This is a genomic window from Pseudobdellovibrionaceae bacterium (assembly GCA_020635075.1).
In the GTDB taxonomy this organism is placed as follows: Bacteria; Bdellovibrionota; Bdellovibrionia; order Bdellovibrionales; family UBA1609; genus JADZEO01.
Window position 1 is genome coordinate 1,215,621 of record JACKAM010000001.1, and the last position, 25,955, is coordinate 1,241,575.

Below are 25,955 nucleotides of genomic sequence, written 5' to 3' on the forward strand. Positions count from 1 at the left end.
GGAGGACCCCATGGAAAAAGCGACAGCAAAAATCGACCTACAAAAACTGCAACTGCTCAATGACCGCATTTGCCAAACCATTGATGCCTTAAATCAGGTGCGCATGTCTATGCATGGAATCAGCTATGGCATGGGTCACAATGTGCCCGCCATTTACCCGCAAACATCGATCTACGGCTCCCAGCCTTTCTATGGCCAGCCCGTTTTCACGACACCAAACCCCTATCTCGCTCAGCAAGCCTTCTATGGGGTGCAAAATCCCTACTTGGTGCAACAGCCATTCTACGGCCAGAATCTGCCTTTTTACGGATCCGCAGTAAGCGCTCCCGTCAATTTTCAAACTTTTGGTCACCAGGCTCCCTGGACCAATGAATTCGTGGAGCGTCAGCGTTGGCACCAGTCTCAGGCCACAGCATTTTCCCCTGTGTACAGCCAGGCACCTGTCTACGCACAGGCACCCACTGCAACACACTTTTAATTAGCGACTACTCCCCTTCAGAAAGGCCGGCGCCATCACTGGATTCGTCGGCCTCAAGGGGTTCTGGGGGAAGTTCCTCAAGCGCTGGATCAGGACCCACGCTTTCGGTCTCATCCATCATACTGGGGTCTCCCTCTTCCACTTCTTCGCTGACCTGCTCAAGAGTGTCATTGGGATCATCCTCTGCCTCACGCCCGCACTTACAACCCGGCACTAAAGTGATGAGTGTTCCAACTAAAAGTAGAGCCAAAAGTCCCCGCATGATTTTTCTCCTGCACAGCATCTTTAAAAGTCACCATAAAGCTTCTTGAGTTCGGTATGCAATAACTGGAACACAGGCCCGGGCCTTCCTGAACCCACGGTTTTGGATTCCCACCTTGTTACGGGTAAAACCCCGATGGTTGTGCCCGCCAACATCACTTCTTTGGCTCGAGCCAAATCCTCATGTCGTAGTTTTTCCAGGTCCACCCGGCTGACTCCCGTACCGGGCCCAATGAGGTTTCGCGCCAACTCCAGAACTCGCAACAGGGTTGTCCCTTGAAGAGTATAATCAAAAAGTGGGGCTAACACCTCTCCCATGTCAGTTACAATCAAGATATTTTCTGTGGAGCCTTCACCCAAGAAGCCGTCTTCTGTAAAACAAACGGTAAAGTCCACTCCGCGATCCACGGATTCTTTCTTCATCATGACGTTAGGCAGGTAATTACAGCTCTTGATTTGGCTAAAAGGTGCTGGCTTGGCTAACACATGGCTCGTAACGGCTGACACGCCCTCTGCGTATTTCTCTGCGGGATAAGGCTTAAACAGAGTCATGACAATATAGAGCTGACTGGCCACACATTCATAGGGGTTGGTGGTAAAACCTCCAGGCCCCCGTGAAACATACAGGCGAAAAAGAACATCCTGGCCTGGAGCCAAATTCATCATTTCCACGCAGATCCGGAAGATCTCCTCTCGGCCATGGGGAAGGTGAATTCCCAATGAACCTGCCGATCTCTCCAGTCGGTCCAAATGAGCATCCATCTCCAACAGTGTTCCCTGCCGAGACCGAAAGGCTTCAAACACCCCATCGCCACGATGAACCATATGATCATCCACCGGAACCGTCATCAAGGCTGGCTCCGTCACCACTCCACCAAACCAGGTGGAGTACATGGCAAGATACTTGTCATTGGCATAAGCCGTCTTGAGGCGAAGAACCTCTAGGACTTTATCTGTGGAGAGGACATCCATGTCACCGCCTCCGGAGACCCCATCTTTGATTACATGGGGTCTACACTAATCAGGTTTTTCAGTTCGTTGAGTCGCTTCTTCTCGTGATAGGGAACATGAACCCCCGAACTACCGGAATAACCAACAAAAACACTTTCTTCCAAACGCTCGTAGCACTTACGGGCCAAGGGGCCCTTGGGCCACTCACGGACACAGGATTCAAAATAGAATTCATGAAGATTCCAGTATCCCAAGTCACCGAGGACCTCATAACTTTCACCGAGGAGGAAATAGGCCTCGGCTAATTGGCTGGCGCGCTTCATTCCGGTTAATCCGTCATGAAGAATCGTCGTAGCTACCAAATATTCCACATCAGAGCTATGATCCTTGCGGTACTCCTGCCCTTTGCGTGCCTTTTGAATCATGTTCTTTGCTGTGCGGATCGGGTTTTTAGCCGAAGTCCCACCCTTAATCGAGCTGGACCAGGACTCCAAAGACTTTTTCCATTTGCGAGTGTCTTCAATCAGGTAATAGGGCACGGCCTTCCGCTCTAAGAATTGATCCAACTTGGTGATGGCTCGTGAGGGCTCTTTCTTCACTCTCACCATCAAGGAAAGGTAACGACGCAGGGCTCTTTCCACTTCAAAAGGAAAATCACGGCCTTCTTTGTTGTCGTCAATGACCGATTCAAGTGTTGTCAGAGCCTCATCGTAGCGCCGACTGGCGACCAATAGGTCGGACTTCTCCAAGCGATTTAATTTAAGTCCCGCCAAGTCCAGGCCGCCACCTTTAAACTCAGGTCCCACAGCATTGCGGGTGTGACAACGGAAACAATGACCCACCACCGACTTCATCACGCTGCGGCTGTACTCCTTATGGCCAGAGTCAAAGCCTTCAACGGCACGATTTAAATCGCCGCGGAACCGATTTAAGGTAAACGTGAATAATGGGTCCTGCCCTACAAGCTCTTTTGATTTGTCCGGTGAAATATTGTGAACACTTTTAGAGAAAGACTCCATCCCCGCACGGATCTTCTTTTCATTACGGGAGTCAGTAAACTCTGCACGATCATAAATGAGTGGGATCATGTGGTTTAGCGATTGCTCCAGATTTTGCATTTGCGAGGGCCAATTTTCACTTTCCCCTTTTTTTTCAGCCTGCTGACAGGCAACAGGTAGTGCCAAAAGCATGAGAGCAAACATAACGACCGTCTTTTTCATACACGCCTTCCCTAAAAGTTTACCAATATCGTAACCTTATCCAGAGTCACTGTCTTCTCAAAATCCGGCCTTGAGGTCAATTGCCCCACTTTCACTGCGAGGCGGCAACTACTCATAAAAAAAGCGATCCCTTGAGGGATCGCTCTTCGTTTTGTCTATTAAGAATGGCAGAGATTCACTAGCCCTTTTTCTTATAGGTACTGTGGGTCATAAGTGTGCATTCCCGATTAAGTGCCCCACCAAATTTCTGATCCAAAGAAAACCACACCGGCGCCTTGAGCTCTTTGGAATAAAAGAACTTGGAGTTAACCAAATCAGTCGCTGACGAGCGGGAAGTCACAACCGGCACAATGTCGACCAATCCAAATGGCGTTGTCTTGTAGGTCGTCTCTGGATGAATGGCCACGCGGATGGTGAACTTTCCATCCTTAACTTGAGGGATATTCACTGTTCCATGATAGGCTCCCGGCTTCACCCCGGCCCCTGCGAGGGGAGTCAAACCATTCCCACCAGTATCAAAGGTGCGAATCACCTTGCCATTGGCCGAAATCTTCTTCACGAGGCCGGCGTAAAAAAGCCACGGCGGCGTTTCCACCTCAGTGGCCTTGCCATCTTTCACCAGCTTGATAACTGAATTTCCCGTTCCCGCGCTTTGAATGGTGTATTCTAGCTCTTTGGTGTCTCCTTTGCACTGATATTTGAGCACTGTCCCCTTGTCCGGCCATGCGAACTGAGTACCCGCAGATTTGGCCAGCTCCTTATCCATTTTTATGCCTGCAGTGACACAATCCCAGCCTCGTTCAGGCAGGGCTCCCGCGATCTTTTCCTCGACATTAAAGCGAAAAACCGGGCTGAATTTGACCGATACTGTCGCCTTCCCGCCTTTACCATCTGCATTCTCAATAGTGGTGGTCACAGGAATAAGGTTCTGAGCCCCCAGGGCGGTCTTTTCTCTGGTCGCTTTACCCACCTGGATCGACATCTTCATGTCGTAGGACATCCGACGATCCCAGTAGGTGACGACACCGGTATAGGTGGAGCCCTCTTTTAAGTTATTGGCCGACGTCAAATTCCCCGACTTAGGGGTGAGAATCTTGAGCAAATCCCCCTCTTGGTTCCAGCCTCCAATACCTGAAAGGTACTGCCAAAGCTCCGCATCATACTCGATGGTAATATCACCCTTACCTCCAGACCCAAACTGCATGTAGAGGCTCGACAGAGATCCTCGATCTCCATAAAAAAGCACGGTGCGTGTCTTCCCCGGACCACTTTTACATTTATAGGAAACTTCAGTTCCCACTCCGGCCAGGCCCGAAGCACTTGCCTGCCCGACAAAAAACAAACTGATAACTAAACTCAAAGTCATTCTCATGGCATCCTCTCCTGTTACAATCTCTTGAATTGAACCATAGACAGAGGTGAAATCAAAGAGTCACGCCGGGATATGCGGCGCATTAGGCTCACCCTAGAATCGGGTGGCCGCATCAGAGGAGCTTCAATGCTACGCCAGCGGATTGATTCGCCTGAGCAATGGTCACTATTGCCGCTTGATGAAGAATTTGTTCACGGACCATATCCGAAGAGGCCTCGGCGAAATCCGTGTCCCGAATGCGCATTTTTGCGGCACTCATGTTTTCTTCATAAATCAGCATATTGGCAAGCGAGTGGTGCAATCTGGTATCCAATGCCCCTAGGTTGGACCTCATTTCATTGACGTGAACCAGAGCATCATCAAGGACTTCTAACCCTGCCTGAGCCCCGGCTTTTTCAGCAAAATTGAGATCAGCAAGATCTAAACTTTCCAGTCGGGCATTATTGACTGACGAATCAAAGGTAATCCGATCTTCAAAGTCGTCGTTAAACACACCCACTTGAAAATCCAATTCCTGGGCGGTCCCATCCAATAAGTGGGTGGCTCCCCAGCGGGTGACCAGTGCAATTCGGTCGATTTCGTTTTTGAGCTGATTTACTTCCTTTTGAATAAATCCACGCTCCGTGTCCCCCACCGTATCACTCGCCGCCTGGATTCCGAGCTCCCGGAGTCGTGTCACAATGTTAGCGACCTCATTCAGGCCTCCTTCGGCCACCTGAACCATAGAAATCCCGTCATTTGCATTGCGGTTGGCCTGGCGAATTGAGCGGATCGTGGCTTTTATCCCTTCCGAAACAGAGAGCCCGGCCGCATCGTCTGCAGCTTTGTTAATTCGATCTCCACTGGCCAACCTTGCGGTCGCACTATCCATGGCCAAAGATGTCTTAAATAGCTGTCTTCGTCCCTGAAGAGCGGAAATATTGGTTGATATTCTCAATCCCATACTGCCCTCTTCTATTCCCCTTAGGTCAAGGAGACTTATGTCTTCAATCGGAAGTCCTGGCGGCATTTTGACAGGACTTTATGCGGGAAGACCCCTTTGGTAGGGGAATCTGGTCTTTGCGCTTAAGACTAAAGCGGAGCGAGACTGGTCCTTTATCAAGCCCTCCGATAAGAAGGCCTTCCTTTTTGTCGAGTTTCGATCTTAAATACTATCCTAAAGACAAGATAATTTGAGGTGGATCTTGCTCGGACAAATCATGCCTAAATTCCTGGCTGGACTGATCATTGTAGCTGTCAGTATTGCCCTCTTGCGTACCGGTTTAAAAAGGGATCAGGACCCACCGGAAATTCACCTGCCTGTACCAGTCAATACCCGCCCGTTTTCCCTGCCTCTCAATAACCCCTCAACGACCAAAGTTGCGGCTGCAACTCATATGGAGGACGAAGATATTGTTGTGGGTGTTATCACTCCCCATGGGGGTCGGGCCTACCCTTGGTGGGTGTTGGTGAGCTACCATGTGGTGAATGACTCCTATGGACGATTGCCTGTCTTGGTCACCCTTTGTGAGGTATGCAGTGGCGCCAGCGCTTTTATCGCCACCGTCGAAGAGCTAGAGGACGACACGACATTAACTTTTAAGGTCTGTGGCTTTGCCAAAGGAACCTATGAGATCTGTGACCACCAAACCCTCTCTACCTGGCACCCCTTCCGTGGTGTCGCGGGCGGAGGAAGACTTTCAGGCCTCAAGCTTGAGCGACTGAGCACTCAAGTGGCAACATGGAAGGATTGGAAGTCCAACTTCCCAGATTCTGAGGTCGTTGTCGCCTCAAGAGAACTGCTCCTTCGCGAACATGGCACGGATGAGAGAACTGCCTTTGGTCACCCGTATATTCCCGAGTACTTCTTCCCGACTTCGAACACCAATGACTTACGCTTACCATTAAATGCTCCTGTCGTCGGCATGCCCCCACAGCATGGCCAAGGCGAAATCGCCATTCCCCTCCGTGATATTAATCTTTCGCCTGAACCTAAAATTTTTGAGCTTGATGGCGGTCAAATCCTAGTGATCCCGCGCCAATTGCGTTCGGCGCTTGTCTTCTGGCTTAATGGTCTGACTATCGAGGGCTGGAGCTTTGACGAGAGCAGCCAGCACATTCGCAATGGCGAACTGCGCTGGTCTCTGGTAGGAGAACCACTATCGAAACAGGAACCTCTGGAACGAGCCGATTTCTATATCGCTGAGTGGTACGAATGGGTCTCCTCTTACCCTGAGTCACCCCTTTTTGGTCATAAGCCTGACGAAACCAACCCATAGCCATTGCCTGCCTGGCTTATGTCCATTAGTCTATATGTTAAGCCAAGGAAGGGACGACGGACATGGATAAGGTACCAAGAGAAGAAAGAATGGAGTTGATGAAGCTCTATTCCCTACTTTGCCATCTCGGGAACATCTACACAATTAACATCCGCCTGCCAGCCCATGAGGTCATTAAAGAGCTCGAACCCTTTGTCGGGGATTGGAAGCCTTATAATCCGAGAAAGCCAGGGTACAAACGATTTGGCCTCAGTTTGACGAGCATGGACGGTGGACTTTCAGGAGTTCCCGACCTGGATTCTGTTCCGGAATACAACAGAATCAATAACACCAATTACGATGAAATGGACTTCAATCAACCCACCGAGGTGCTTCGCGCCTGCCGGTCGATGGCCCCTCTTTTTGAGACTTTTCAAGGGGAACTGGGACGCTGCCATTTTTTAAAATTTGAGACCGGCGGGTTCTTCCCTCCTCACCGCGATACCTATGGGTATCCTTTTAACGGATTTCGCTTCCTCTCAATCATTAAAGGGGACCCTTTGCAGTACACATTCCTACTCGAAGGAAAACAGCAGTCTCTCCATCGGGGCCGGGTGTACTTCTTCAACTCCATGCTCGAACACGCCTTCTTCACCTATCAGGGAGATGTTGTTATCCTTGTCATGAATGTCCAGCTAAGTGAAAAGGCCGTGACAACAGTCATGAAAAATCTGGAGATTTCCTAGGAGGTCGCTCCAATGAATACCTGGTTGCCCCTGTTGTTCACCCTCATCCTCCTCCCCTCTTGTGCTGTCTTGCGTGTGTACGACGTCAAAGAAACCAAAACCGCCTTTGATCAGGCCCTCCTCAAGACTGATCAAGCTCTGGGCAAAGCCCAGACTGATTTTAAGAACAAATCTGCGATTTGGACGGGGATAACGGCGAAGCCACCCGCCAACAAGGATGGCCCTTTGCAGACCGCTCAAACTTATCACCAATCGATGAAATCAAAGCTGGAACTCCTGCAAAAACACCAATCAAAGCTTCATGTCCTTCACAATCAATTTGTTCATTTGGCGGGTAACAGTAAAAAAATCACTTCCACCGAGGGGCGCTGGGATTCTGTCACCCACCTTCGCGAGGACTTTAAATCAGAAGCAGAACAGTTGAATTTGGCACTTGCCCAGTACTCTGATTCGTCCAATGCCTTCGCCCAAACCCTGACTGAGAACCAGTTGTTCACACAGGTAAAGCCTGGTGACGTCGTTGGCCGCATTAATGAGGCCATAAGTCTTATCGCCCAGGTCGACGCTCGATTGGCCCAGGACTTAGATGGTAAAGAGGTCGCTTACAACAAGTTTAAAACCCGACAGGGCCCTACCCAAGCGGCGCGCGAGCGCGAAATGTTTCTTCTAATCGAAGACATGAGCGAGATCCGCAAGCAGATCCAGCTTAAAAACCACCGATTAGAGCAAATTCGCGATGACTTTGCCAAAAAGAATAAAGGTAAATCCATCATTCGCAGCATTGACCCTGATTGGGCAGAGGTGGAAGAAGTCAAAATGGATTACGACTCCGCCCGCCAACAAGTCGAAGCTCTGAGCACAAGTTACTCCAAAAAAGCTGAGAGCTTTGCCCTCTCCCTTAAGGAAGGGACTGAAGAATCCCGGCAATGATTTCGGAAAAATCCCTTTCCCCTGAAATCAAATGATCGGCATGGAAGCGAGAAGGCTCCACAAATTGATCATGCATGGGTTTGACCTGAAGTTTAAACTGATTGGAAACCCCATCAGGAGTTCGCCCTCTCTCCGCCACATCCCGGGCTAACCGCCTCTGAAATCGGACATCCTCACTGGTTTCCACAAAAACGCTGAGATGAAACAAGGGCCTCACCAGTTCAGAGTGAAGAATCAAGATTCCATCGACAATCACAACCGGGCGACAGGGAAACTTCATGGTTTCTGGCAACCGCCGATGAGTGGCGAAATCATATTGGGGAACTTCAATCGGGTCGCCTCGTCTCAAGGCTGTCAAATGTTGGGCCATAAGTTCGAATTCTAGGGCGTCCGGATGATCGAAGTTTACCTGCCCTCCATCAAAATCAAAACGGTGGCTTTGGTCACGATAATACCAGTCCTGATAAAGAATGGTCCCCCGCTCCCCTAGCCGGCGAACCAGTTCCCGTGCCAGGGTGGTTTTGCCCGAACCGCTCCCGCCACTTATGCCGAGGATGCAGGCGCCCGATTGGTCGGGCATTAGACGTCGTCTCCCGTTCCATACAAACGATCACCAGCATCGCCGATGCCTGGCAGAATATAGCCATTTTCATCCAACTCGGGTTCAACACTTAATGTGTAGATCTCCACATCAGGGTGCCACTCATGGACCTTTTCCAGCCCCGGACGGGAGGCAATCAACGTAACAAACTTGATTTCCGAGACATTAAATTCCTTCAGACGAGTGATGGACGCGACTGCTGTATCTCCTGTGGCCAACATGGGGTCGAGCAGGATCACCTTGGCCCCCTCAACATCTTTAGGAAGCCGAAAATAATACTCCACCGTACTTTTGACGAATTTATCCCGGTAAATTCCAATGTGACCCACGCCCGCAAATGACATTAGACGCTGCATGCCGTTTAACATCCCCGTTCCGGCGCGCATGATAGCCACCAAAACCAACTTATCGGCAATCTTATAGCCTTTGGTTTCACGCATGGGAGTCTCAACATCCACGGCCTTCAAGTTCAGATCCCTAGCTACTTCATAAGCCAGCAACTGACTCACATCCTCCATCAAATCACGAAACATCCATGGCGTGGTCTTTCTGTTTCTCAACTGACACAGCTTGTGCTGAAGAACTGGGTGCCGGACCACCCGGCAAAATTCTTTTGTCTTCACATCATTCATGATGACTCCTAAAAAACAGTGCCGTCGCTCGCCAGCTTAATCGGCGGCGCTCCGCCCGGACGTTTTTCATTGGCAATTTTCCGACCGGCCCACCAGGTTCCCCCTTCCAGAGCTTTGACTAGGGGAAAGTCCACCGGACTTGTTCCTCTGAGCTGGCAGAGACCCTTGTGGATGGAATCCAGGTAATGAATCGTTAATGCCCGCCACTCGACAACCAAGGGACTACCGGGGCGGTGAGTTTCATCCAGCAACTCCGGCTTTCGCAAACTGATCAGGCCCGAATCAACCAGCAAACCACCGTTGCGATACTCCGGCAGGCCGGTTAAATCATTAAGACCTATGACCTCAAATCCTGCCTCTTCAAGGGGACTTAAAAGGGAGTAGGTCAACCACTGGGTCAATTTATGAAAGGGCTGGAGGCCCTCCCAAGAATCCCTGCCACCCAAGGCGGGATGGTGCCACACATCTCCCAGATTAAATGTCCCCATGCGAACGCGATCCGGCCAAATGGGGCTGAGTGACTTTAACAAGAGCTTCAAAAGATCTGATGCCGGTAGTTTTTGGTTGGGATACTTACGCATCAGGAGGTCTAGAATATGCCCTGGGCGAGAATAAAACCCGCCAAAAACTTCTTTGTCCTCTTCAACCACGTGACCCAGAGAATGCATCAGACTCAGTCGCCCATCCACCCCCACCAACGGATTGCCGACAGAAACCTGAAAACCCTCTGACAACCGCTCTTTGGTTAGATGAAGAAGACCACCTCCATCTGCCTGCCATTTAGTCTGCGGCTCGCTGGAAAAAGCCCCACGCAAAAACATATCGAGAGATGCTACAGCCAGACCCTCAGAGCGGGACACCAGCTTTCCGGTTGCAGTTTCCAGATATTGCCACTGGGTTCCTGCTCCGGCATCCAGCAAGACTGACACGATCATCAGATCCAATTTGGCACGCACCTTTTCCAAGCGATCGATACCCTTTAAAACTTCGTTAAGCCGAGCTAAGCGGTCAACTCCGCCCACTTGAAAATGCCCCTCCCGCGAGTGGTAAGGAATCTCGCCCTTCGGATGGCGGGTATCAATCACTTTATTGACATACTCAATCACCTGAGGAAGCTTTTCTTCGTGAAGAACAAAACTCCCCTCACCTGCTTCACAAAAATCTTTGAGCTTTTGCGCCTGGCTGCGAATACGTGAGGGTGAAAACACCTCGTCCAGACCCGCCTGAGTAAAGGGCAAAACCTGATCACTCATCCAGGCCTCGCCCCTTCACATTCTTAAGTTTTTCATCCTGCAAATGTCCCTCAGGAGAAAAATAACCTGCCGCCTTTTTGGCCTCAATCTCCACCTTGGCATCTTCCGGAATACGATCGTCGGGAATGGGTACACGATTAACAATCTCGATACCACTTGCGGCAATAGCATCGTGCTTCATGTCGCTCATGGAGATAAAGTTATCGATCCGCTGAATCCCCAACCATTGTAGGATGTCGGGCATCAATTCCTGAAAACGCATATCCTGCACTCCGGCCACACACTCAGTGCGATAAAAATAAGTGGCCGCTGAATCCCCACCCTCTTGCCTTTTACGGGCATTGTAGACCAGAAACTTGGTCACTTCGCCAAGGGCCCTACCCTCTTTGCGAAAATAAACAATAAGCCCGGCTCCGCCGTTTTGAGCCGTACGAATGGCCTCTTCTACTCCATGGACAAGGTAGGGACGGCAGGTGCAAATGTCTGAACCAAAAACATCAGAGCCATTACACTCATCGTGAACACGCACTGTGAGTTCGAAGTTCTTATCCGCCACCTTTGCCGGATCACCAAAGAAATAAATCGTGGTACTGCCAATTGGAGGAAGAAATACCTTTAGATCCTCGCGGGTGATGAGCTCGGGGAACATCCCCCCCGTATCCTGAAAGAGTCCCTTGCGCAAATCCCCTTCGGTGATTCCATAGCGCGCAGCTACGCCAGGCAAATACCAAACCGGTTCGACCGCCGCCTTGGTGACACTGACGTCAAAATGGTTACCGACAATTTTGCCATCAACCTTCACTCGTCCTTGCTCAATGGCTTCCTTCATTTCCGGCAGATAGATGTGCGCCCGGGTTACAGCGATGGTGGGGCGAACATCGAGCCCGCCTTTTATCTGCTCAGCAAATACATCAGAAACAACAGCTCCCCAAGGGTCAATGGAAACAATCTTCTCAGGGGACCACCAGGAATCGTAGGGACCAATCGCCACCGGCGGAGAGGTGTTTGTGAGGTCAGGACGAAAATCACGGGGCAGGTGGCCCGCCGCGGTGGCCAAAGCACGATAGACCGAATAGCTCCCACTGTGGGTGCCAATGGCGTTCCGTAAGGATGGATTCGTCAATGTGGCGACCACTGGTCCACGCTGGTTCGGGTCCCGCTCTCCCCAGTGGACCGGCAGAACATGCTTAAACTTCTGACTGGGATGAGAGGTCAAAATAACATGAGAGGCGAGTGGATGTTTCTTCATGAAGTCTTTTCCCTAGAACTTCAGTTTCCCAACAAGGATTAAGCGGGATCAAGGAAAATACCGGCCAATGCCGGTTCTGCTGACTCGATGCATTGCCAGAAATCAAAGATCTAGACGCGCTCGCGGTAATCGAAACCACCTAATGTAGTCCCAGAGACCCTTGTATAATCCTCAAGTAGTTTCACTACCAATGCGCTCAAGTTCGTCCAACGCAATCCAATGCCCCAGTAGGCAAGCTTACCCTGCTTATGTCGCGAGTATAGATTAAGGACTTCCGCTTCTGCGCGAAAGGGTTTTAGACCCCTATTGCCAAAGATTTCCAAAACCACCTTTTGTCCAACTTCAATACGTTGTTTCCGGTGATAGATCTGCGCGCCCATTCCCTTTTGGCTAATGTTATGCCCGGTACCCTTACAGATAATCGTGCCATCTCCATCAAGGATCATGATCGGGCCGACGACTGGCACCCGCGCCACTTGCCGACGACAAACTGTCATTGCCTTCTGTAGGGCTGCGGCGTTGAGCACGGGCCGGGGAGGTCTAGGTGGCTCTGAATTTAGAACCGGAATATCGGCGGTCTTCTCGTCATCAACCAGCAAGGAGCGCAAGGGAACCTGGGTGATGGTGTCACCGTCGGTTTCATCTGGTTCAACTTCAATCATCTGGTCTGTTGGATCAATTGCCTTCTTGCTCACTACGCACCAAACCCTTCTGAATCCCGAATAGAGATGCTGCCAACATTTGTTGGAGCAAAGGATAGACCATAGGAGAGGGCCAAAAGCCTCCCAAAGTCCCCGAAACTGTCAAAGTGATCACCCATGGAGAGCTGGGAGACAAAAAATCCAACACTTCCTCAGAGTTATGAAGTCTTGAATGCCTCAGATTGAGACAGGCATCTCGACAAAGCGAAAGGCCTTAAACCCGCCCGGAAATGTGAAAACTGAGGTCGGGATTTTCCTTTTCCAGCCAACGCAAATCCCATTCCTTTTCCAGCAAGAGAACTGGCTCCTCATTGTCGTCATGAAAAATCCGTGCCCCGCCCTTAAGGTCTTTAGCCGGCAGTCCTTCCTTGCGTGGCCACCGGGCCACCGAGTAAGGGAGCCTTTCCAGTTTGACATCCAGTTTGTATTCATCATTAAGACGGAACATGAGAACATCCAGTTGCAGTTCCCCCACCACGCCCAGGATTGGGTCCTGTTGGCCAACCACTGGATCAAAGAATTTCTGGATCATTCCCTCTTCAGACAACTGCTGGACACCTTTTTGAAGTTGTTTGCGCTTCAAGGGATCTTTCACCGACAGTCGACCAAAGATTTCCGGCGAAAAACGAGGAATTTTGTCGAATTCAAAGTCACGGCCTTCAGTAATGGTGTCTCCAATTTGAAAGTAGCCAGTATCCACGATCCCGACAATGTCTCCAGCAAAGGCCTCGTCGACCGTTTCCCTTTCTCGAGCCTGAAATTGACTGGCATAGGCCAATCGCAAGTCTCTTCCCAGTCTCACGTGTTTGACCTTCATGCCGCGAACGAACTTCCCTGAACAAACACGAATAAAGGCAATACGATCCCGATGTTTCTTGTCCATATTCGCCTGAATCTTGAATACGAATCCGGAAAATTTACCATCCTTGGGGTCCACCTCACCAGTAGAAACATGACGGGACCCCGGAGGTGGAGCAAATTGGCTGAACAACTCCAAAAACAGGTCCACTCCCCAATTAAACTTGGCACTGCCAAAAGTCATGGGACTCACATCGCCGGCTAAGAACTCCTCGGACTCAAAGGGCCCGAGTGCTCCCTCCAAGAGCTCCATGTCCTCATGAAATTTCAATAACAATTCCTCCTCAACCCATTGCCCTATCTGTGGGTCTTCCCATCCCGTCACATCGTGAACAGTTGGTTCCTCCACTCCGCGAGTAAACAGATAGACCTTGTTTTGCTGGCGGTGAAACAACCCGCGGAACCGATCACCCATGCCAATTGGCCAGGTCATGGGATAACATCGCATCCCGAGTGTGTTTTCCACATCATCGATTAATTCCAAAGGCTCTTTGCCCTCGCGGTCCATCTTATTGGCAAAGGTGAAAATTGGGATTTTTCGCAGTCGACACACCTCATAGAGCTTTCGAGTTTGGGCCTCAACCCCTTTCGCCGCATCAATCAACATGGCCGCTGAATCGGCGGCGATTAAGGTTCGATACGTATCCTCACCAAAGTCCTTGTGGCCAGGCGTATCCAAAAGGTTGATGTGAAGTCCATTAAACTCCAGTTGTAACGCGCTCGATGTGATCGAGACACCCCTTTGCTGTTCCAAAACCATCCAATCAGAGGTGGCCGCCTTAGTCCCAGCCTTACCTTTGACCTCACCGGCCTCCCGTATCACTCCCCCTTCATAGAGAATTTTTTCAGTGATTGTGGTCTTCCCTGCATCGGGGTGGGAGATAATGGCGAAGGTTCGTCTCTTCTGCACTTCTTCACCAATGGTACCTGAACTCATGACTGATCCTGTCTGCTGGAATAGGGGGAAAGCCCATTTCCTATCACAGGTTGGTCCCGAGATGAAGTCCTAGCCTGGACCAAACCTTGCTAATTCAAGGATTAAAGGCAGGAATTTCAGCGCCCTCCCCAAGGAATAATGGGTTTAGGGCCGCTTTTTCGCTGGTTCGTGCCCAAATTGGTCCCACTGTTCAACCCCTGGACAACCAGGGCTACTGACCGAGGAGATCCCACATGCTGAGTCCTGCAGATATGGTTTCCAAACGTGCCGATGTTTTGATTGACCGAGGCCGATTTCAGGAGGCGCAGAGCCTCCTATTGAAAAGCCCAAGTCAAACCACAGCCGAAAGACGGCGTCGGGACAACCTGCTTGGCCAGGTTTTGATGCGCCAAGGACAATGGAAACAGGCACTGGAACATCTCACGATTACGCGAGCTTCACTTGGCGACCACCTGATGCTGATTGCTGACATCGCTGACTGCCAACTGGCTCTCGGTCATAAAAGTAGCTTCCGTGAAACTCTAGGACAGCTGGAGGAGAATTTCCGCGCAACGAATGAGTTTGTCAGCTTTGAGACCTTTCTCCGCGCCAGCCAAAGACTGGGGCGATTCCTTGAGCGTGAAGGACAAGCCCACCGGGCCCTTGGAATCTTTCGTTTGGTGTTTTCCCGATTGGCCAAAGCCGGTCTTGAGGATTTGACGGTTTCCTGCCTGCCAGATCTCGTCCGACTGGAGGCTTGCTTTCGCATCAAAGCCCATCTTGCCCAGGACTACCGCGAGCTCAAGATGAGAGAGAACTTTCATCCCCTCTCGGCGGAAAACTTTGCCCTTCAGGAAGCACTGCTCTTGGCTGAGCTTCAGCTAGGGGATATCACTGCAGCCAAGGCTCGCCTAGAGAGTATTCTGGAGAATGACTTTTTGTCGGGCGCGGATAAGCTCAGCCTCTTGCTCTCCTTTCACGGGGAATCAATTCTTATGGGAGGCACTCCCCTGCTCTCTCAATCTCATTTTTTGAAAACAGTGGGCGACCTGGAAAATAGCCAAATGACACAGGCCGAGTCCGCACTGCTCGGGCTCTTAAGCTTGTCAGGAACTGAATCGCCCGATTTACAAACACTGATGAAGGCATTGGCCGGACTGCCCCTGACCTCTGTCCTGTATCTTCTTTCTATTGCCGTTCGAGTCACCCACCACTCGCAAACTAGGGAAGAAATCAAGTCCCAGTGGGCTCTATGTTTGGCTGCTCTGGATGAAGCCTCTCAGTCATTGTGGCGTGGCCGAGTCGGCTCAGGCCCAGAAACTCAGCAACTGAGAGTTGAGAGCAAATCGGGCATGATCTCCTTTCAAGGTAAATCCTTCTCTCTCAAGACGCGAAAGAACCTCTACCGTCTAACTCTCGCCCTCGGAAAGACCGAAGAGATTGGCTTGGGCGCCCTCACCCATTTATTGTGGGAGGCCAGTTACAACGAAAGCTACTACCCCCGCATTCGCACTGCCGTTCGCCGTCTCAATCAAGTCATTGCTGAGTTGACTGCCCAGGAAAAGGCCGTCGAAGTGAACAAGAATGGGGTTCGTCTGAACGGAAATCTGCGCATCCAACTGCAATAAAAGACGGAATTCCCACCTCTTAATGCGTGTTGTTGGAGATTGCTCGTGACCCATGGCTTGCCTATTGTTAATAACGACAGGACTAAAGCATGACGGAGGCCCGCTGAAAACCGAGGGGGCATTGGTGGCAATGGCTGACAAGAACAACAAGTATGACGAAAACGTAGATGGCAAATTCTACGTTGATTCTGAATGCATCGCTTGTGATGCCTGTGTCCTAACAGCTCCCGATCATTTTGGCATGGACGAAAATGATGGTCATGCATTCGTTATCAAGCAACCCGGCAGCGAAGAAGAGGAGAACCTGTGCCAGGAGGCAATGGACGGTTGCCCTGTGGAAGCCATTGGCAGCGATGGCGAGGCCTAATCAGTGACTAGTGGGGAACAAACTTTCTCCCATCCTGACGGGAATCTCGACTCCACCATCTTCAGGAAATGAATCCAAAAACCCGGGCGGATAGAGCATCACCACTGTGCTTCCCATATTAAAAATCCCCAGTTCCTCGCCCTTTTGCACCTCAAAGGCCGGCTCCATGTCCTTGCGCCTAATCTCACGCTGGTTGGGTTGATTGGTGACCCAGTCCGAATCAAAACAAAGAGTCATTTTCCCAACATTGGTTGCGCCCACCATGACAAGAGCGACCCGCCCCAAGGCCGTATCAATGTAAAAGATCAATCTTTCATTGCGGGCAAACAAGTGGGGAATATTGTGAACACTCCAAAGATTCACCGGCCACAACGCGCCAGGGATATGGGTGATTCTGACCACCTTGCCGGCAACGGGAGAGTGGACACGGTGGTAATCGGTTGGGCACAGGTAATAAGTCAAATAGTGGCCATGCTCCCAATGGGAGACGTCCGATTCAGCCAAAAGTTCCTGAGCCGAGTAACCCCAGCCTTTGATTTGGTAGAGAGAACCTAGAATAATTTCCCCACGCTGGGTGAGACAGGAATCAGCAGGATGGACGACACCCTCTCCCAGGGGTCTGGCCCCGGGCTTCAATCTACGAGTGAACAACTGATTAATGCTCGGGTAGGCCTCTAAGGGGAATTCTGCCTCGTCCATGTTGAGCTTGTAGCGGCGAGCGAACCAGGCAACAAGAGCAGGCCCGAGAATGCCGGGCATTTTCAGGCAGGTCAAACGCCCCACCCAATAACTCATCAGGTTTTTGGGCACCAAATAGAGCAGGTACCCCAGCAGAATTTCCTTAAGACTCATGGCCACACAGCATTCTTTGTGGGGCCCCGGACAGTCAATGAAAAAGGGGAAAAACCATGATCCTTCCCGGGTGCTGTGGTATTTTTTGTTCCATGAGTCAGATTTTTCACAACGTCAAATTGGGCCTGGATGAGGACTTGGAGGAAAAGCTCGCCTGGCTTGTCCCCAACTATTCCACCTATCACATTCTTCGCCAATCCGTTGATGCCCGCAGACGACATGAACCACATCTGGTCTACTCGATTGAAGTCTTCTCCCAAGGGGAGATCCCGCCAGAAAACTCGTTCACACTGGACAAAGTCTCCTACCATGGTCCGCCGGTCTTGATTATTGGCTCAGGGCCATGCGGTCTTTTTACCGGCCTCCGCCTTCTTGAAAGAGGGATACCCTGTGAGATTTTCGAGAGAGGCTCAGATTGCGTGACCCGACTCAAGGCAATCAATAAGTTCTGGCGCTATGGTGAGATGGACGAACGAAACAACGTGTGCTTTGGAGAAGGGGGAGCTGGCCTCTACTCTGATGGCAAGCTCATCACTCGCATCAAATCACCTTACATCCCCTATGTGATGCAGAGGTTGGTTGACTTCGGCGCCCCTCAAGAAATCCTCTATTTGGCCAATCCTCACGTGGGATCAGATCGCATCCGTCGCCTGATTCCTCACCTGCGAAACCGGCTGCTCCAACTTGGTGGCAAAATTCACTTTGAAACCCGAGTGACTGATTTGCTCATTGAAGGCAAGCAAATCAACGGACTAAAGACAGATAGAGGCGATATATTTCATAGCCCCCACGTGGTTCTCGCCACTGGTCATAGCGCTGAGGATATCTTTCATCACCTTGCTCAAAAACAAGTGGCTATGGAAGGAAAAGCATTTGCCGTTGGCTTGCGCATTGAACATCCTCAACATTGGATTGACCAATCTCAGTATCGCCAATATGCGGGACATCCGAAACTTGGTGCCGCCAATTACCGACTGGCTGCCCACAATCGGGAATCTGACACTGGAGTTTACAGCTTTTGCATGTGCCCGGGAGGCTATGTATTATCCTCGGGCACCGAGGCTGATGGCTTGGTTTGCAATGGCATGAGCAACTACAAACGTAATTCACCCTACGCTAACGCGGCGATTGTTGTCACCGTCGATCACAACCAAAGCTTTGGCCAAGAAAACACCTTTGCTGGCCTGAGCTGGCGCCGGCAAATAGAGCAGAAGGCTTTCCTTGCCGTCCAAAGGGTCGGCGGAACACGCGAACTCCCCGTGCAACGGGTCACAGACTTTTTGGAGCGTCGCCAAGGGGAAGCCCTGCCCGGCTCCTGTCCCAGTGGAACAGTGGCTTTGCGCCTCGATCAAGTTCTTCCAGCCTCGATTTTTGATTCCATTTGCTGGGGAATCGCTGAATTCAATCGCTCACTCAAGGGATTTGCCTCTGAACAAGCCCAGTTTTACGGTGTCGAAACACGCACGTCCTGCCCCTTGAGAGTGGTTCGCGATGAAAAAACTCTTCAATCTGTCTCTCACCAGGGACTCTACCCGGCTGGCGAGGGTGCCGGATATGCGGGTGGTATCACGAGTGCTGCCTGTGACGGAGTCAAAGTTGCCGAGGCCTTGGCGAAAAGTTTGGCATCGCAGACCTTGGAGGTGCGATGAAACTGAAACCCGCCCTACTGATCGGGTTTGTCTTTTTCGTGGTTCTCCCAGCATTGGGAGCGAATCAACTGATGAACAAGTTTACCTCCCCAAAGGGTGCTAATGCTGTCAATGAAGAGCTCGCCTACAGATTCATGAAACCCAACAACACAGTCCTCCATGAGGTGTTTTTGCCTGATGGCTCACCTCTTTTGACCGTCACCTACATCTTCGACGATTTTGGCCATAGACGGACCCCCTCCAAGGACATCGACCATGGAACAAGACATGCCCTGTTTTTTGGATGCTCTTATGTCTTTGGTGCCAAACTCAATGATGAAGACACTCTCCCCTCTCATTTTGCCAAGCAAAACCCTGACTACTGGAGTGCAAATTTTGGTATCAGTGGATACGGAGTCTTCGACGTCCTCCGACAAATGGAACTGGACCTCTCGCGATATCGCCGAGCCGCGCCCCCTGGCTTTGCCTTCTACCTGTACCTCCCCTTTCATCGGCAGAGAAGCGGCGGGGCCTTTTTTAAATCACCAAATATGGAATGGACCCCACAGTATCGATGGCAGAACAATCAATTGAGATTTTTGGGTTCCTGGTCTGAAGTTCACCCCGCCTTGAGCTGGATTTTGCAGAAACTCAAACGATGGAACTTTGATCTTGGAATACGCTCCTTGAGGGGCCTCCCGGGCATGACTGGGAGATTGATGAATGAAGATGTCCATCAAGCGGTTCACCACAGCTTTCCAGCCATACGTGATGAGTATCTCAAGTCATTTCCCGAGGGGCGATTTATTGTCGGCTTGGGCCCCCATTTAACCGAAAGGGACCGCGAAATGTTTGCTGAACTCACCCGTCAAGGGATCGAGACCCTCGACCTCAGCGATCTGCCCTTCGACGAGGAGATTATCCACCCCTTGGATGCCCATCCCAATTCCAAACTAAATGAAATGATCGCCCGGAAAATTACGTCCTATTTGGCAGAAAATCCTAAACCTGATTCCCCTTAGACTTCGGCCGACGGCTCCGGTTCCTGGCTGATTTCCTCTTCGACAAATTGCTCTTCATCGAAGATTTCCATGTCCTTTTCCAATTTGCCAAAGGACACTTCGCCAATTTTGGCTCCACTGCTGAGAGCCTCGTCTTCGCCCTCAAAGCTAAGGTCTGCCGCAGCAAATGTTTGGGTGACTGTTTCCTCATCCATAAAATCATGTGAAGGGACCTCTTCAGCCCCGGGCTCAGCCTTCAATCTCGCCTCATCACGGGCATCGGCTGCAGCTTCCATATCGGCCACGGTGCCAAATCCATCTATAGAATCAATTTCTTCGCCTTGAGAGGACACAAGAGCTTCAAAGGCCTGATCCACTTCTTCTTCAAGAGTGCGAGTTCCAGCTTCCTTGGTCTCTGAGATCTCTTTAACATCTTCGGCTTCGGTGGTCTCTGAGGTTTCACTCGCCGGTGCCGTCGCCGCTTCAGCAGCTGAGGATGCAGCTGCCGCCTTTTCCTCTAGGGCCTTTTCATAGCGCGCCAACCACTTGGCGTCCTTGGGGTCCACTTCCTCGCCAACGGCCAAAGCATCGCGAATGTCTTCGGCCCTCTCACGGTCCCTCTTTTCCTTCTGTCGACGTTTTTCGTCTTCAAAAAAGTCAGAGCTCGTCGTGATAGTCTCCAATTGGCTGGAAATCTTGAGCAACTCCTCTTCACCCTCAGAGTAGCTATCTGCCACTTGCATGGAGAGATCTCCAGTGATGTCTTCCAACTTCTCTTTCTTCTCTTCGACCTCGCCAATACCCTCTGGGATCAGCTCATCGATTTCCGTCAAAGAAGGAAGTTCCCTGATGTTGCGCAAACCAAAAATCTCCAAAAACTTCCTGGTTGTGGCATAGAGCATGGGTTTGCCGGGCAGATCGCTCTTGCCAGCGAAATTCACCAGACCCTTCTCCATCAAGCCCCGCAACAAGTGGCCGGATTCCACACCGCGGATGCTGTCGATTTCTGACTTGGTCACCGGCTGCTTATAGGCCGCAATAGCAATCACTTCCAATGCAGGTCCGGACAACTTAAACGGACGGGCTTTCACCATGCGCCGCAAGTAGGTCATATTGTCCATTTTTGTGCGCAGCTGGTAGCCGCCATTGACTTCCTCAAGGGTCACGCCGCGATTGGCGCCGGCATACTCCACCGCCAAAAGATCCAGGGCCCTACGGATTTGCTTGGCCTTCACCTTCGTGCCCTTAAAGGCTTGCTTCATGTGAGCCACAGACATGGGCTTATCAGTGGAAAACAACACGCTTTCCACAATAGACACCAGTTGGTCGTCCTCGATAAACTCGGCATCCTCAACATCTTCGGACTCATAGCCTTCCAGCTCAGTGCCTTCGGCCGAGAAATGATTCTCTTCACTGTCCTCCAACTCATCGAAAACCCGTTCTTCATCGGCTGCGGCCAACATCTCCTCATCGGCCACCGGGTTTTCGCCCGCAAGCCTTGCCGCCTCTTCCTCAAACTGGGCCCAGTCGTCTGAATCGGCGGCTGCGAGATGCTCTTCTTCCTCGATTTCGACATCCATTTGAGCCTCGCCCATGTTCTCTTCCAGAAGATCTTCCTTCTCTAAATCACTCACAGCTCACCATCCTGTGTCGGTTCCATTGCCTCAACTGGCAAAAAGATCTCTTCGCCCAATTCCTCACCCAGCTCATGTCCACGCTGCCTATCTTCTTCATCTAGCTTCATCTCTTCGGCGAGAATTTCCTCGTCGGTGGCAGCGTCAGCTAACTCGTCTTCTTGCTGCTGAATCACTTCCGCACTCGCCTCTTCCATGAGTTTTTCGGCAGCAGCCTCCAAGTCAATGGGCACCTCATGTTCAGCCTCGGCCTCTTCCAGAATATGCATAGCTACTTCACTGGCATGGGCATTGTCGTAGTCTTCAACGGTGGAAATCACATCCCCATCAACCATGTGCTTGGCCTCAATACGAATTTCCGACTTGTCATCCGCCTGAAACAAAGACACAAAACCCATCTTGGCCAACTCAAGCAGAGAAATGAAGGTCACCAAGACCTGGCTCGACCGTGCCTCTCCCCGTTTCTCTCCATCGATGAACTCAAAGAATCCAAGCATACGACCGACAACCAGCCGGTCTTTGATTTCCAGAATCCTTTCCGAAATGGACTGCAGCGCCTCCGAAACCTTGTGAATGCCCTTTTTCATCCCGCGAATGGCCGCGCGATAAGCTGAGATCAAAGCAAACAGCGCATTGTCTTCGACAATGATTTCGCCTTCTTCTTCAGACTCCAAATCCATCCGCTCGCCACGCAAATAAACATCGCGGCCAACAAGGGGGCGGTCGTAGAGGCGATGGGCGGCATCCTGATACTTCTGGTACTCCAGAAGCTTGGCCACCAGCTCTTTGCGAGGGTCTTCTTGTTCAATCTCTTCCCCGTCCTCGTTGTACTGAGGGAGAAGCATCTTTGACTTAATCTGAATGAGGCTGGCCGCCATGCTGACAAAGTCGCCGGCATTTTCCAGATCCAACTTCTTCATGGATTTGATGAAATCCAAATACTGGCGGGTGATCTCATGGATATTGATATCAAAAATATCCATTTCCTCACGACGAATCAGGTGAAGAAGCAGCCCTAATGGCCCCTCAAAACGTTCCAGTTGTATAACTAGGCTCAAACCAATTCCCCATCTCGGCCGCAGACTTCCCTTCCGCAGCCAGCTGAAATCTTCCCGGTGTCCTTGACTAAAGTCGGATGACACCTCTTGGCACTCATTGAATCAAGGGCCCTGAGAAGTTGCAACCAAACTTTTAACCAGGTCTCCCATATTGCTGACTAAGACCCTAAGATCAATGATATTTTCCCCTAACAAGGAGCTTTCCAGGAGAACCCATGGCGCTGTACGGCAAGAATGCTTAAGAAATAAGCCGAGCCACCGTCTCGGCCACCCCAATCAAGATGTCACGAAGAAAGCCCACGGGATAAGCCAGGTAGCGAAACCCGCCCATCAAGAACACCCCGATCAAGATCATATTCATGGTGCTTTGGTTTTCCTCCATTTTGCGGTTAGCACTTTCCGGAAGAAAGCGCGCCAATACCTTCCCCCCGTCCAAGGGGTGCATGGGGATCATATTAAAGATGGCTAACAAAAGGTTGATCCATATAAAGCCCACCAACATATTGGAGACTGGATCGCGAAGAGACTCCGACAAAAAGGGGTGCACTAAGCCCAGCGCAACAGCACCCACCACCGCCAAAATCACGTTAGACAAGGGTCCTGCCAGAGCAATCCAAAACATATCTTTTTTGGGGTTCTCCAAATTACGTGAATTCACCGGCACGGGCTTGGCCCAGCCAAAAAGGGGCCATTGAAAGGCGATAGCCATGATGGGCAAAATGACAGTGCCAAACCAATCCAGATGGGCAAAGGGGTTCAGGGTCAACCGACCCATAATTTCTGCTGTGCGGTCGCCCTTACGTCGAGCCACCCAACCGTGCGCAAATTCATGAAAGCAAAGGGCAAACAGGAAGGGAACAAAGAAAACCGCGACTTTAGCCCCTACTTCCACCAGATTGAAATGATTCATGGCCTGACGTTATACTATGGGAGGCCACATGACAAAATACCTTTGTACTCTTCTTTGCCTTTTTTCTTCCTGCGGAGCGCTGGCTGCCTATTCCAACTACAGTTCTATCTTGATCGGCGAAAGAGCCGCCGGTATGGGTGGTGCCTACACCGCCTTCACAGGCGATCCCGCTGCCTGCGCTTACTACAATCCGGCCACCATTGCGCGCATGGATGGGGCCACCTTGAGTGCTGCGGTCAACGTCTACCACAAGTACGACACCCAGTTCGGAGATTTGGACGCGCTGGAAGCCGCTGCCTTGCGGGTCAACCGCGGATCCATTGTCCCCATCCCCGCCTCCAGTGGCACAGTGTACTCCTTTGGAAATTTTGCCGTCGGGCTTTCCATTATGTTTCCCGACTACGATGCTTACGCGGGAGAGGTCAAAACCAGTAATGACGTGATCTCTTACATGAACCTTCAGGATCAGTCTCTTTGGGTGGGTGGATCTTTGGGTCTGAACCTGACAGAAAAAGACGCCATCGGTTTGACCATGTACTACACCTCGCGCACATTTTCCCGCTCCCTCACCGACCAACTCACCACTGGTGGCATCACCCAGGTGACCAACGAGGAAAAGCTCTTTACCCACAACGCCCTGGTTTACATTTTGGGCTATTACCATGAGATCAATGCTAATTGGACGGCGGGGCTTAGCTACCGACTGCCCTCTCTCAGCATCAGTGGCCAGGGTTCCTATTTGCGCACCACCATCGACACCGGGGGCGGCGCCACTCCTACTATCAATAAACTTAAAGTGCCGGCTTCAACTCGCATTCCCCCACGGCTGAACATGGGCATCGGCTACCAACAGCCCGGAAAGTGGGCAGCCACGGCCGATGTGACCTATCATGGGCGAGAATCTTACGATGATATGAAGGACGTGGATGCCGCGGAGAGAATTCGCCATCGTCAAACTTGGAATCTTGCCGTTGGTGGTGAATACTTTGTTCGCTCCTGGGCAGCCTGGAGGTTTGGACTCTACACCAATCTTGCCTCCCATGGAGACATTCCGGACAACGTCAAGAGTCGCCAGGGGGATCACCTGGATATGTGGGGATTTTCCACCAACTTTGCTCTGTTCACCACCAATCGTTCAACCGTTACTTTAGGTGGCTACTACTCGGGCGGCAAAGGCTACAGTTCTCAATTGGTGGGGCAGAAGATCAGCAAAATCCCCAAGAGCGTGCAGATCTTTTCCTTTCTCGTCGGAACTTCTTTCCAATTTTAAAAATGGGACCATAAAAAAAGGCCGCAGTCGAATGCGGCCTTTTTTCAGTTGTGAGACAAGTCGACAACTTTTAATCGCAAAGCTTGTTCAGCTTGCGGAAAGACTGGTGAGTGATCACATCACCACTGGTCTCTTTGTCCAAGCTCTTTTCAGCTTTAGCATGGTAGTAACAGCGCAGGTCTTTGCCTAGCTTTCCGTAAACCACAGTCAGGAACTTGCCGTTGTTAGGACCACTCTCTGTGTCACGAATGGCGAGAGCAGGACAAATCTGATTGTCAAAGCACATGAATGCCTTGGGGTTCAACTTGCCGCCGCTGTAGATCTGCTTGCTGGCCAAAGCGCTGTCCGCCAACTTGCCATTAGCCCAACGGATTTCGTAGCGAATTCCATTGGCAGTTTGGTTCCAGCCCTCAGTCAACTGATCGTCCGCCTTGGCCCAAGTCACAAACTTTCCAGCTTTGCGGAAGACCAAACGATAGAGTTCCTTGTCTCCACCCAGATCCCACTTTTCAAGCTTTCCTTTAAGGCCCGTCACAAATTGACCACCAACAGCCTGTGCTGAAACTTCAAGGGACGTTCCCCAGTAGATCTCAACGCCCTGTTGAGTCACGCCATAAAAAGCATCTTGTTGGGAGTAGTAAGTCCAGCCGTAAAACTCATAGGAGTTAAATTCCACCAAAAATGTTCCAGGTACGTAGCGAACAACATACTTGGACAACTCATCGCCCTTCCACTCTTCAGAAAAGACGCCGGCCTTGCCAACATAACTTCCCTGCTCATCAAACAGCTCCATGTAGGCCTGTCCGTTATCGACAGACACCTTCATGTCTTGCCAGGTCACAGCTTGAGCCGACAATCCAACAAAAATGCTCCACACAAGCATCAGTTTTTTCATAGATACACTCCTCTTCGTTAATAAAAGAAAGACCTCTTCTACTTTTGTTTTTCTGAACCCGGCCAATTTAATGCGGGTTGCCGCCAAACCGCAGGACTGAGCCCCGCTTTGAAAAGATCTCTGACCTGCCCCACCTCCCCGCTTTCAAAGGCCTGTAAGCCTTCCAGGGGAGCCATCCACAATTGTTGGCCTGAGGTTAAGAAGTGAAGGCTGCCGACACAGGACCTCTGGCGTCGTCCGGATCCGCGTAAATTTGACTGGGCCGGGGTATTCGGGGATGATTTGGGAAGAGGTTAGGGGGGAGAGA

At 51.0% G+C, this 25,955-nt stretch carries 25 protein-coding genes; 9 read left to right on the top strand and 16 right to left on the bottom strand.

Annotated features, from left to right (window positions below; all coding sequences use genetic code 11):
* Positions 1 to 10 precede the first annotated feature (10 nt).
* On the top strand, positions 11 to 478 hold the full coding sequence (locus H6624_05275; protein ID MCB9083730.1) for a hypothetical protein: 468 nt from the start codon (positions 11 to 13) through the stop codon (positions 476 to 478).
* A gap of 7 nt (positions 479 to 485) precedes the next feature.
* On the opposite strand, the gene H6624_05280 is transcribed toward H6624_05275, so the two are convergent.
* The 5 genes from H6624_05280 to H6624_05300 all read right to left on the bottom strand — a co-directional run bounded on the left by H6624_05280 (position 486) and on the right by H6624_05300 (position 5,225).
* Positions 486 to 740, bottom strand: coding sequence for a hypothetical protein (locus H6624_05280; protein MCB9083731.1), 255 nt, complete (start codon positions 738 to 740; stop codon positions 486 to 488).
* A gap of 23 nt (positions 741 to 763) precedes the next feature.
* Complete coding sequence (locus H6624_05285; protein MCB9083732.1) at positions 764 to 1,711, bottom strand: aminotransferase class IV; 948 nt, start codon at positions 1,709 to 1,711, stop codon at positions 764 to 766.
* 29 nt (positions 1,712 to 1,740) lie between these two features.
* A complete protein-coding gene (locus tag H6624_05290; protein MCB9083733.1) occupies positions 1,741 to 2,910 on the bottom strand; it encodes a hypothetical protein in 1,170 nt (389 codons plus the stop codon).
* A 178-nt stretch (positions 2,911 to 3,088) separates the two neighbouring features.
* Positions 3,089 to 4,282 (bottom strand): hypothetical protein, encoded by a 1,194-nt coding sequence (locus H6624_05295; protein MCB9083734.1) that lies wholly within the window; start codon positions 4,280 to 4,282, stop codon positions 3,089 to 3,091.
* 112 nt (positions 4,283 to 4,394) lie between these two features.
* Positions 4,395 to 5,225 (bottom strand): flagellin FliC, encoded by an 831-nt coding sequence (locus tag H6624_05300; protein MCB9083735.1) that lies wholly within the window; start codon positions 5,223 to 5,225, stop codon positions 4,395 to 4,397.
* Positions 5,226 to 5,481: 256 nt separating this feature from the next.
* Between H6624_05300 and H6624_05305 the strand changes: the two genes are divergently transcribed.
* The 3 genes from H6624_05305 to H6624_05315 all read left to right on the top strand — a co-directional run bounded on the left by H6624_05305 (position 5,482) and on the right by H6624_05315 (position 8,195).
* Positions 5,482 to 6,540, top strand: coding sequence for a DUF3179 domain-containing protein (locus H6624_05305; GenBank protein MCB9083736.1), 1,059 nt, complete (start codon positions 5,482 to 5,484; stop codon positions 6,538 to 6,540).
* Between the two features lie 62 nt (positions 6,541 to 6,602).
* Entirely contained in the window at positions 6,603 to 7,265 is a 663-nt protein-coding gene (locus H6624_05310) for a hypothetical protein (protein MCB9083737.1), read from the top strand.
* Between the two features lie 12 nt (positions 7,266 to 7,277).
* Entirely contained in the window at positions 7,278 to 8,195 is a 918-nt protein-coding gene (locus H6624_05315) for a hypothetical protein (protein ID MCB9083738.1), read from the top strand.
* Here the strand turns inward: H6624_05315 and udk are convergent.
* The 6 genes from udk to H6624_05345 form a co-directional block, all read right to left on the bottom strand.
* Positions 8,164 to 8,775 (bottom strand): uridine kinase, encoded by a 612-nt coding sequence (udk, locus tag H6624_05320; protein ID MCB9083739.1) that lies wholly within the window; start codon positions 8,773 to 8,775, stop codon positions 8,164 to 8,166. The genes H6624_05315 and udk overlap by 32 nt on opposite strands.
* Positions 8,775 to 9,428, bottom strand: a complete 654-nt coding sequence (gene upp, locus H6624_05325; protein MCB9083740.1) for a uracil phosphoribosyltransferase — start codon at positions 9,426 to 9,428, stop codon at positions 8,775 to 8,777. The genes udk and upp overlap by 1 nt, the downstream gene beginning before the upstream one ends.
* Positions 9,429 to 9,436: 8 nt before the next feature.
* Complete coding sequence (locus tag H6624_05330) at positions 9,437 to 10,681, bottom strand: DUF1688 family protein (protein MCB9083741.1); 1,245 nt, start codon at positions 10,679 to 10,681, stop codon at positions 9,437 to 9,439.
* Entirely contained in the window at positions 10,674 to 11,930 is a 1,257-nt protein-coding gene (locus H6624_05335) for a GTP cyclohydrolase II (protein MCB9083742.1), read from the bottom strand. Before H6624_05335 ends, H6624_05330 begins: the two co-directional genes overlap by 8 nt.
* Before the next feature lie 110 nt (positions 11,931 to 12,040).
* Positions 12,041 to 12,625, bottom strand: coding sequence for a PilZ domain-containing protein (locus H6624_05340; GenBank protein ID MCB9083743.1), 585 nt, complete (start codon positions 12,623 to 12,625; stop codon positions 12,041 to 12,043).
* Positions 12,626 to 12,845: 220 nt separating this feature from the next.
* On the bottom strand, positions 12,846 to 14,426 hold the full coding sequence (locus H6624_05345; GenBank protein MCB9083744.1) for a peptide chain release factor 3: 1,581 nt from the start codon (positions 14,424 to 14,426) through the stop codon (positions 12,846 to 12,848).
* 233 nt (positions 14,427 to 14,659) lie between these two features.
* Here H6624_05345 and H6624_05350 point away from each other — a divergent pair, with 233 nt between their 5' ends.
* On the top strand, positions 14,660 to 16,033 hold the full coding sequence (locus H6624_05350; protein MCB9083745.1) for a hypothetical protein: 1,374 nt from the start codon (positions 14,660 to 14,662) through the stop codon (positions 16,031 to 16,033).
* Positions 16,034 to 16,163: 130 nt separating this feature from the next.
* The gene (locus H6624_05355; GenBank protein ID MCB9083746.1) at positions 16,164 to 16,400 is read left to right on the top strand and encodes a ferredoxin; all 237 of its coding nucleotides are present in this window, start codon (positions 16,164 to 16,166) and stop codon (positions 16,398 to 16,400) included.
* On the opposite strand, the gene psd is transcribed toward H6624_05355, so the two are convergent.
* A complete protein-coding gene (psd, locus tag H6624_05360) occupies positions 16,401 to 17,252 on the bottom strand; it encodes a phosphatidylserine decarboxylase (protein MCB9083747.1) in 852 nt (283 codons plus the stop codon).
* 92 nt (positions 17,253 to 17,344) lie between these two features.
* Between psd and H6624_05365 the strand changes: the two genes are divergently transcribed.
* The gene (locus H6624_05365) at positions 17,345 to 18,901 is read left to right on the top strand and encodes a hypothetical protein (protein MCB9083748.1); all 1,557 of its coding nucleotides are present in this window, start codon (positions 17,345 to 17,347) and stop codon (positions 18,899 to 18,901) included.
* Positions 18,898 to 19,902 (top strand): hypothetical protein, encoded by a 1,005-nt coding sequence (locus H6624_05370; GenBank protein ID MCB9083749.1) that lies wholly within the window; start codon positions 18,898 to 18,900, stop codon positions 19,900 to 19,902. Before H6624_05365 ends, H6624_05370 begins: the two co-directional genes overlap by 4 nt.
* Here the strand turns inward: H6624_05370 and scpB are convergent.
* The 3 genes from scpB to H6624_05385 all read right to left on the bottom strand — a co-directional run bounded on the left by scpB (position 19,899) and on the right by H6624_05385 (position 23,483).
* A complete protein-coding gene (gene scpB / locus H6624_05375; GenBank protein ID MCB9083750.1) occupies positions 19,899 to 21,476 on the bottom strand; it encodes an SMC-Scp complex subunit ScpB in 1,578 nt (525 codons plus the stop codon). The genes H6624_05370 and scpB overlap by 4 nt on opposite strands.
* 35 nt (positions 21,477 to 21,511) lie before the next feature.
* The gene (locus H6624_05380) at positions 21,512 to 22,573 is read right to left on the bottom strand and encodes a segregation/condensation protein A (protein MCB9083751.1); all 1,062 of its coding nucleotides are present in this window, start codon (positions 22,571 to 22,573) and stop codon (positions 21,512 to 21,514) included.
* Between the two features lie 238 nt (positions 22,574 to 22,811).
* Entirely contained in the window at positions 22,812 to 23,483 is a 672-nt protein-coding gene (locus H6624_05385) for a site-2 protease family protein (protein ID MCB9083752.1), read from the bottom strand.
* Between the two features lie 28 nt (positions 23,484 to 23,511).
* On the opposite strand from H6624_05385, the gene H6624_05390 reads away from it, so the two are divergent.
* Positions 23,512 to 24,753 (top strand): hypothetical protein, encoded by a 1,242-nt coding sequence (locus H6624_05390; protein MCB9083753.1) that lies wholly within the window; start codon positions 23,512 to 23,514, stop codon positions 24,751 to 24,753.
* Positions 24,754 to 24,823: 70 nt separating this feature from the next.
* Here the strand turns inward: H6624_05390 and H6624_05395 are convergent, their stop codons facing one another.
* The gene (locus H6624_05395; protein ID MCB9083754.1) at positions 24,824 to 25,648 is read right to left on the bottom strand and encodes a hypothetical protein; all 825 of its coding nucleotides are present in this window, start codon (positions 25,646 to 25,648) and stop codon (positions 24,824 to 24,826) included.
* Between the last annotated feature and the right edge of the window lie 307 nt (positions 25,649 to 25,955).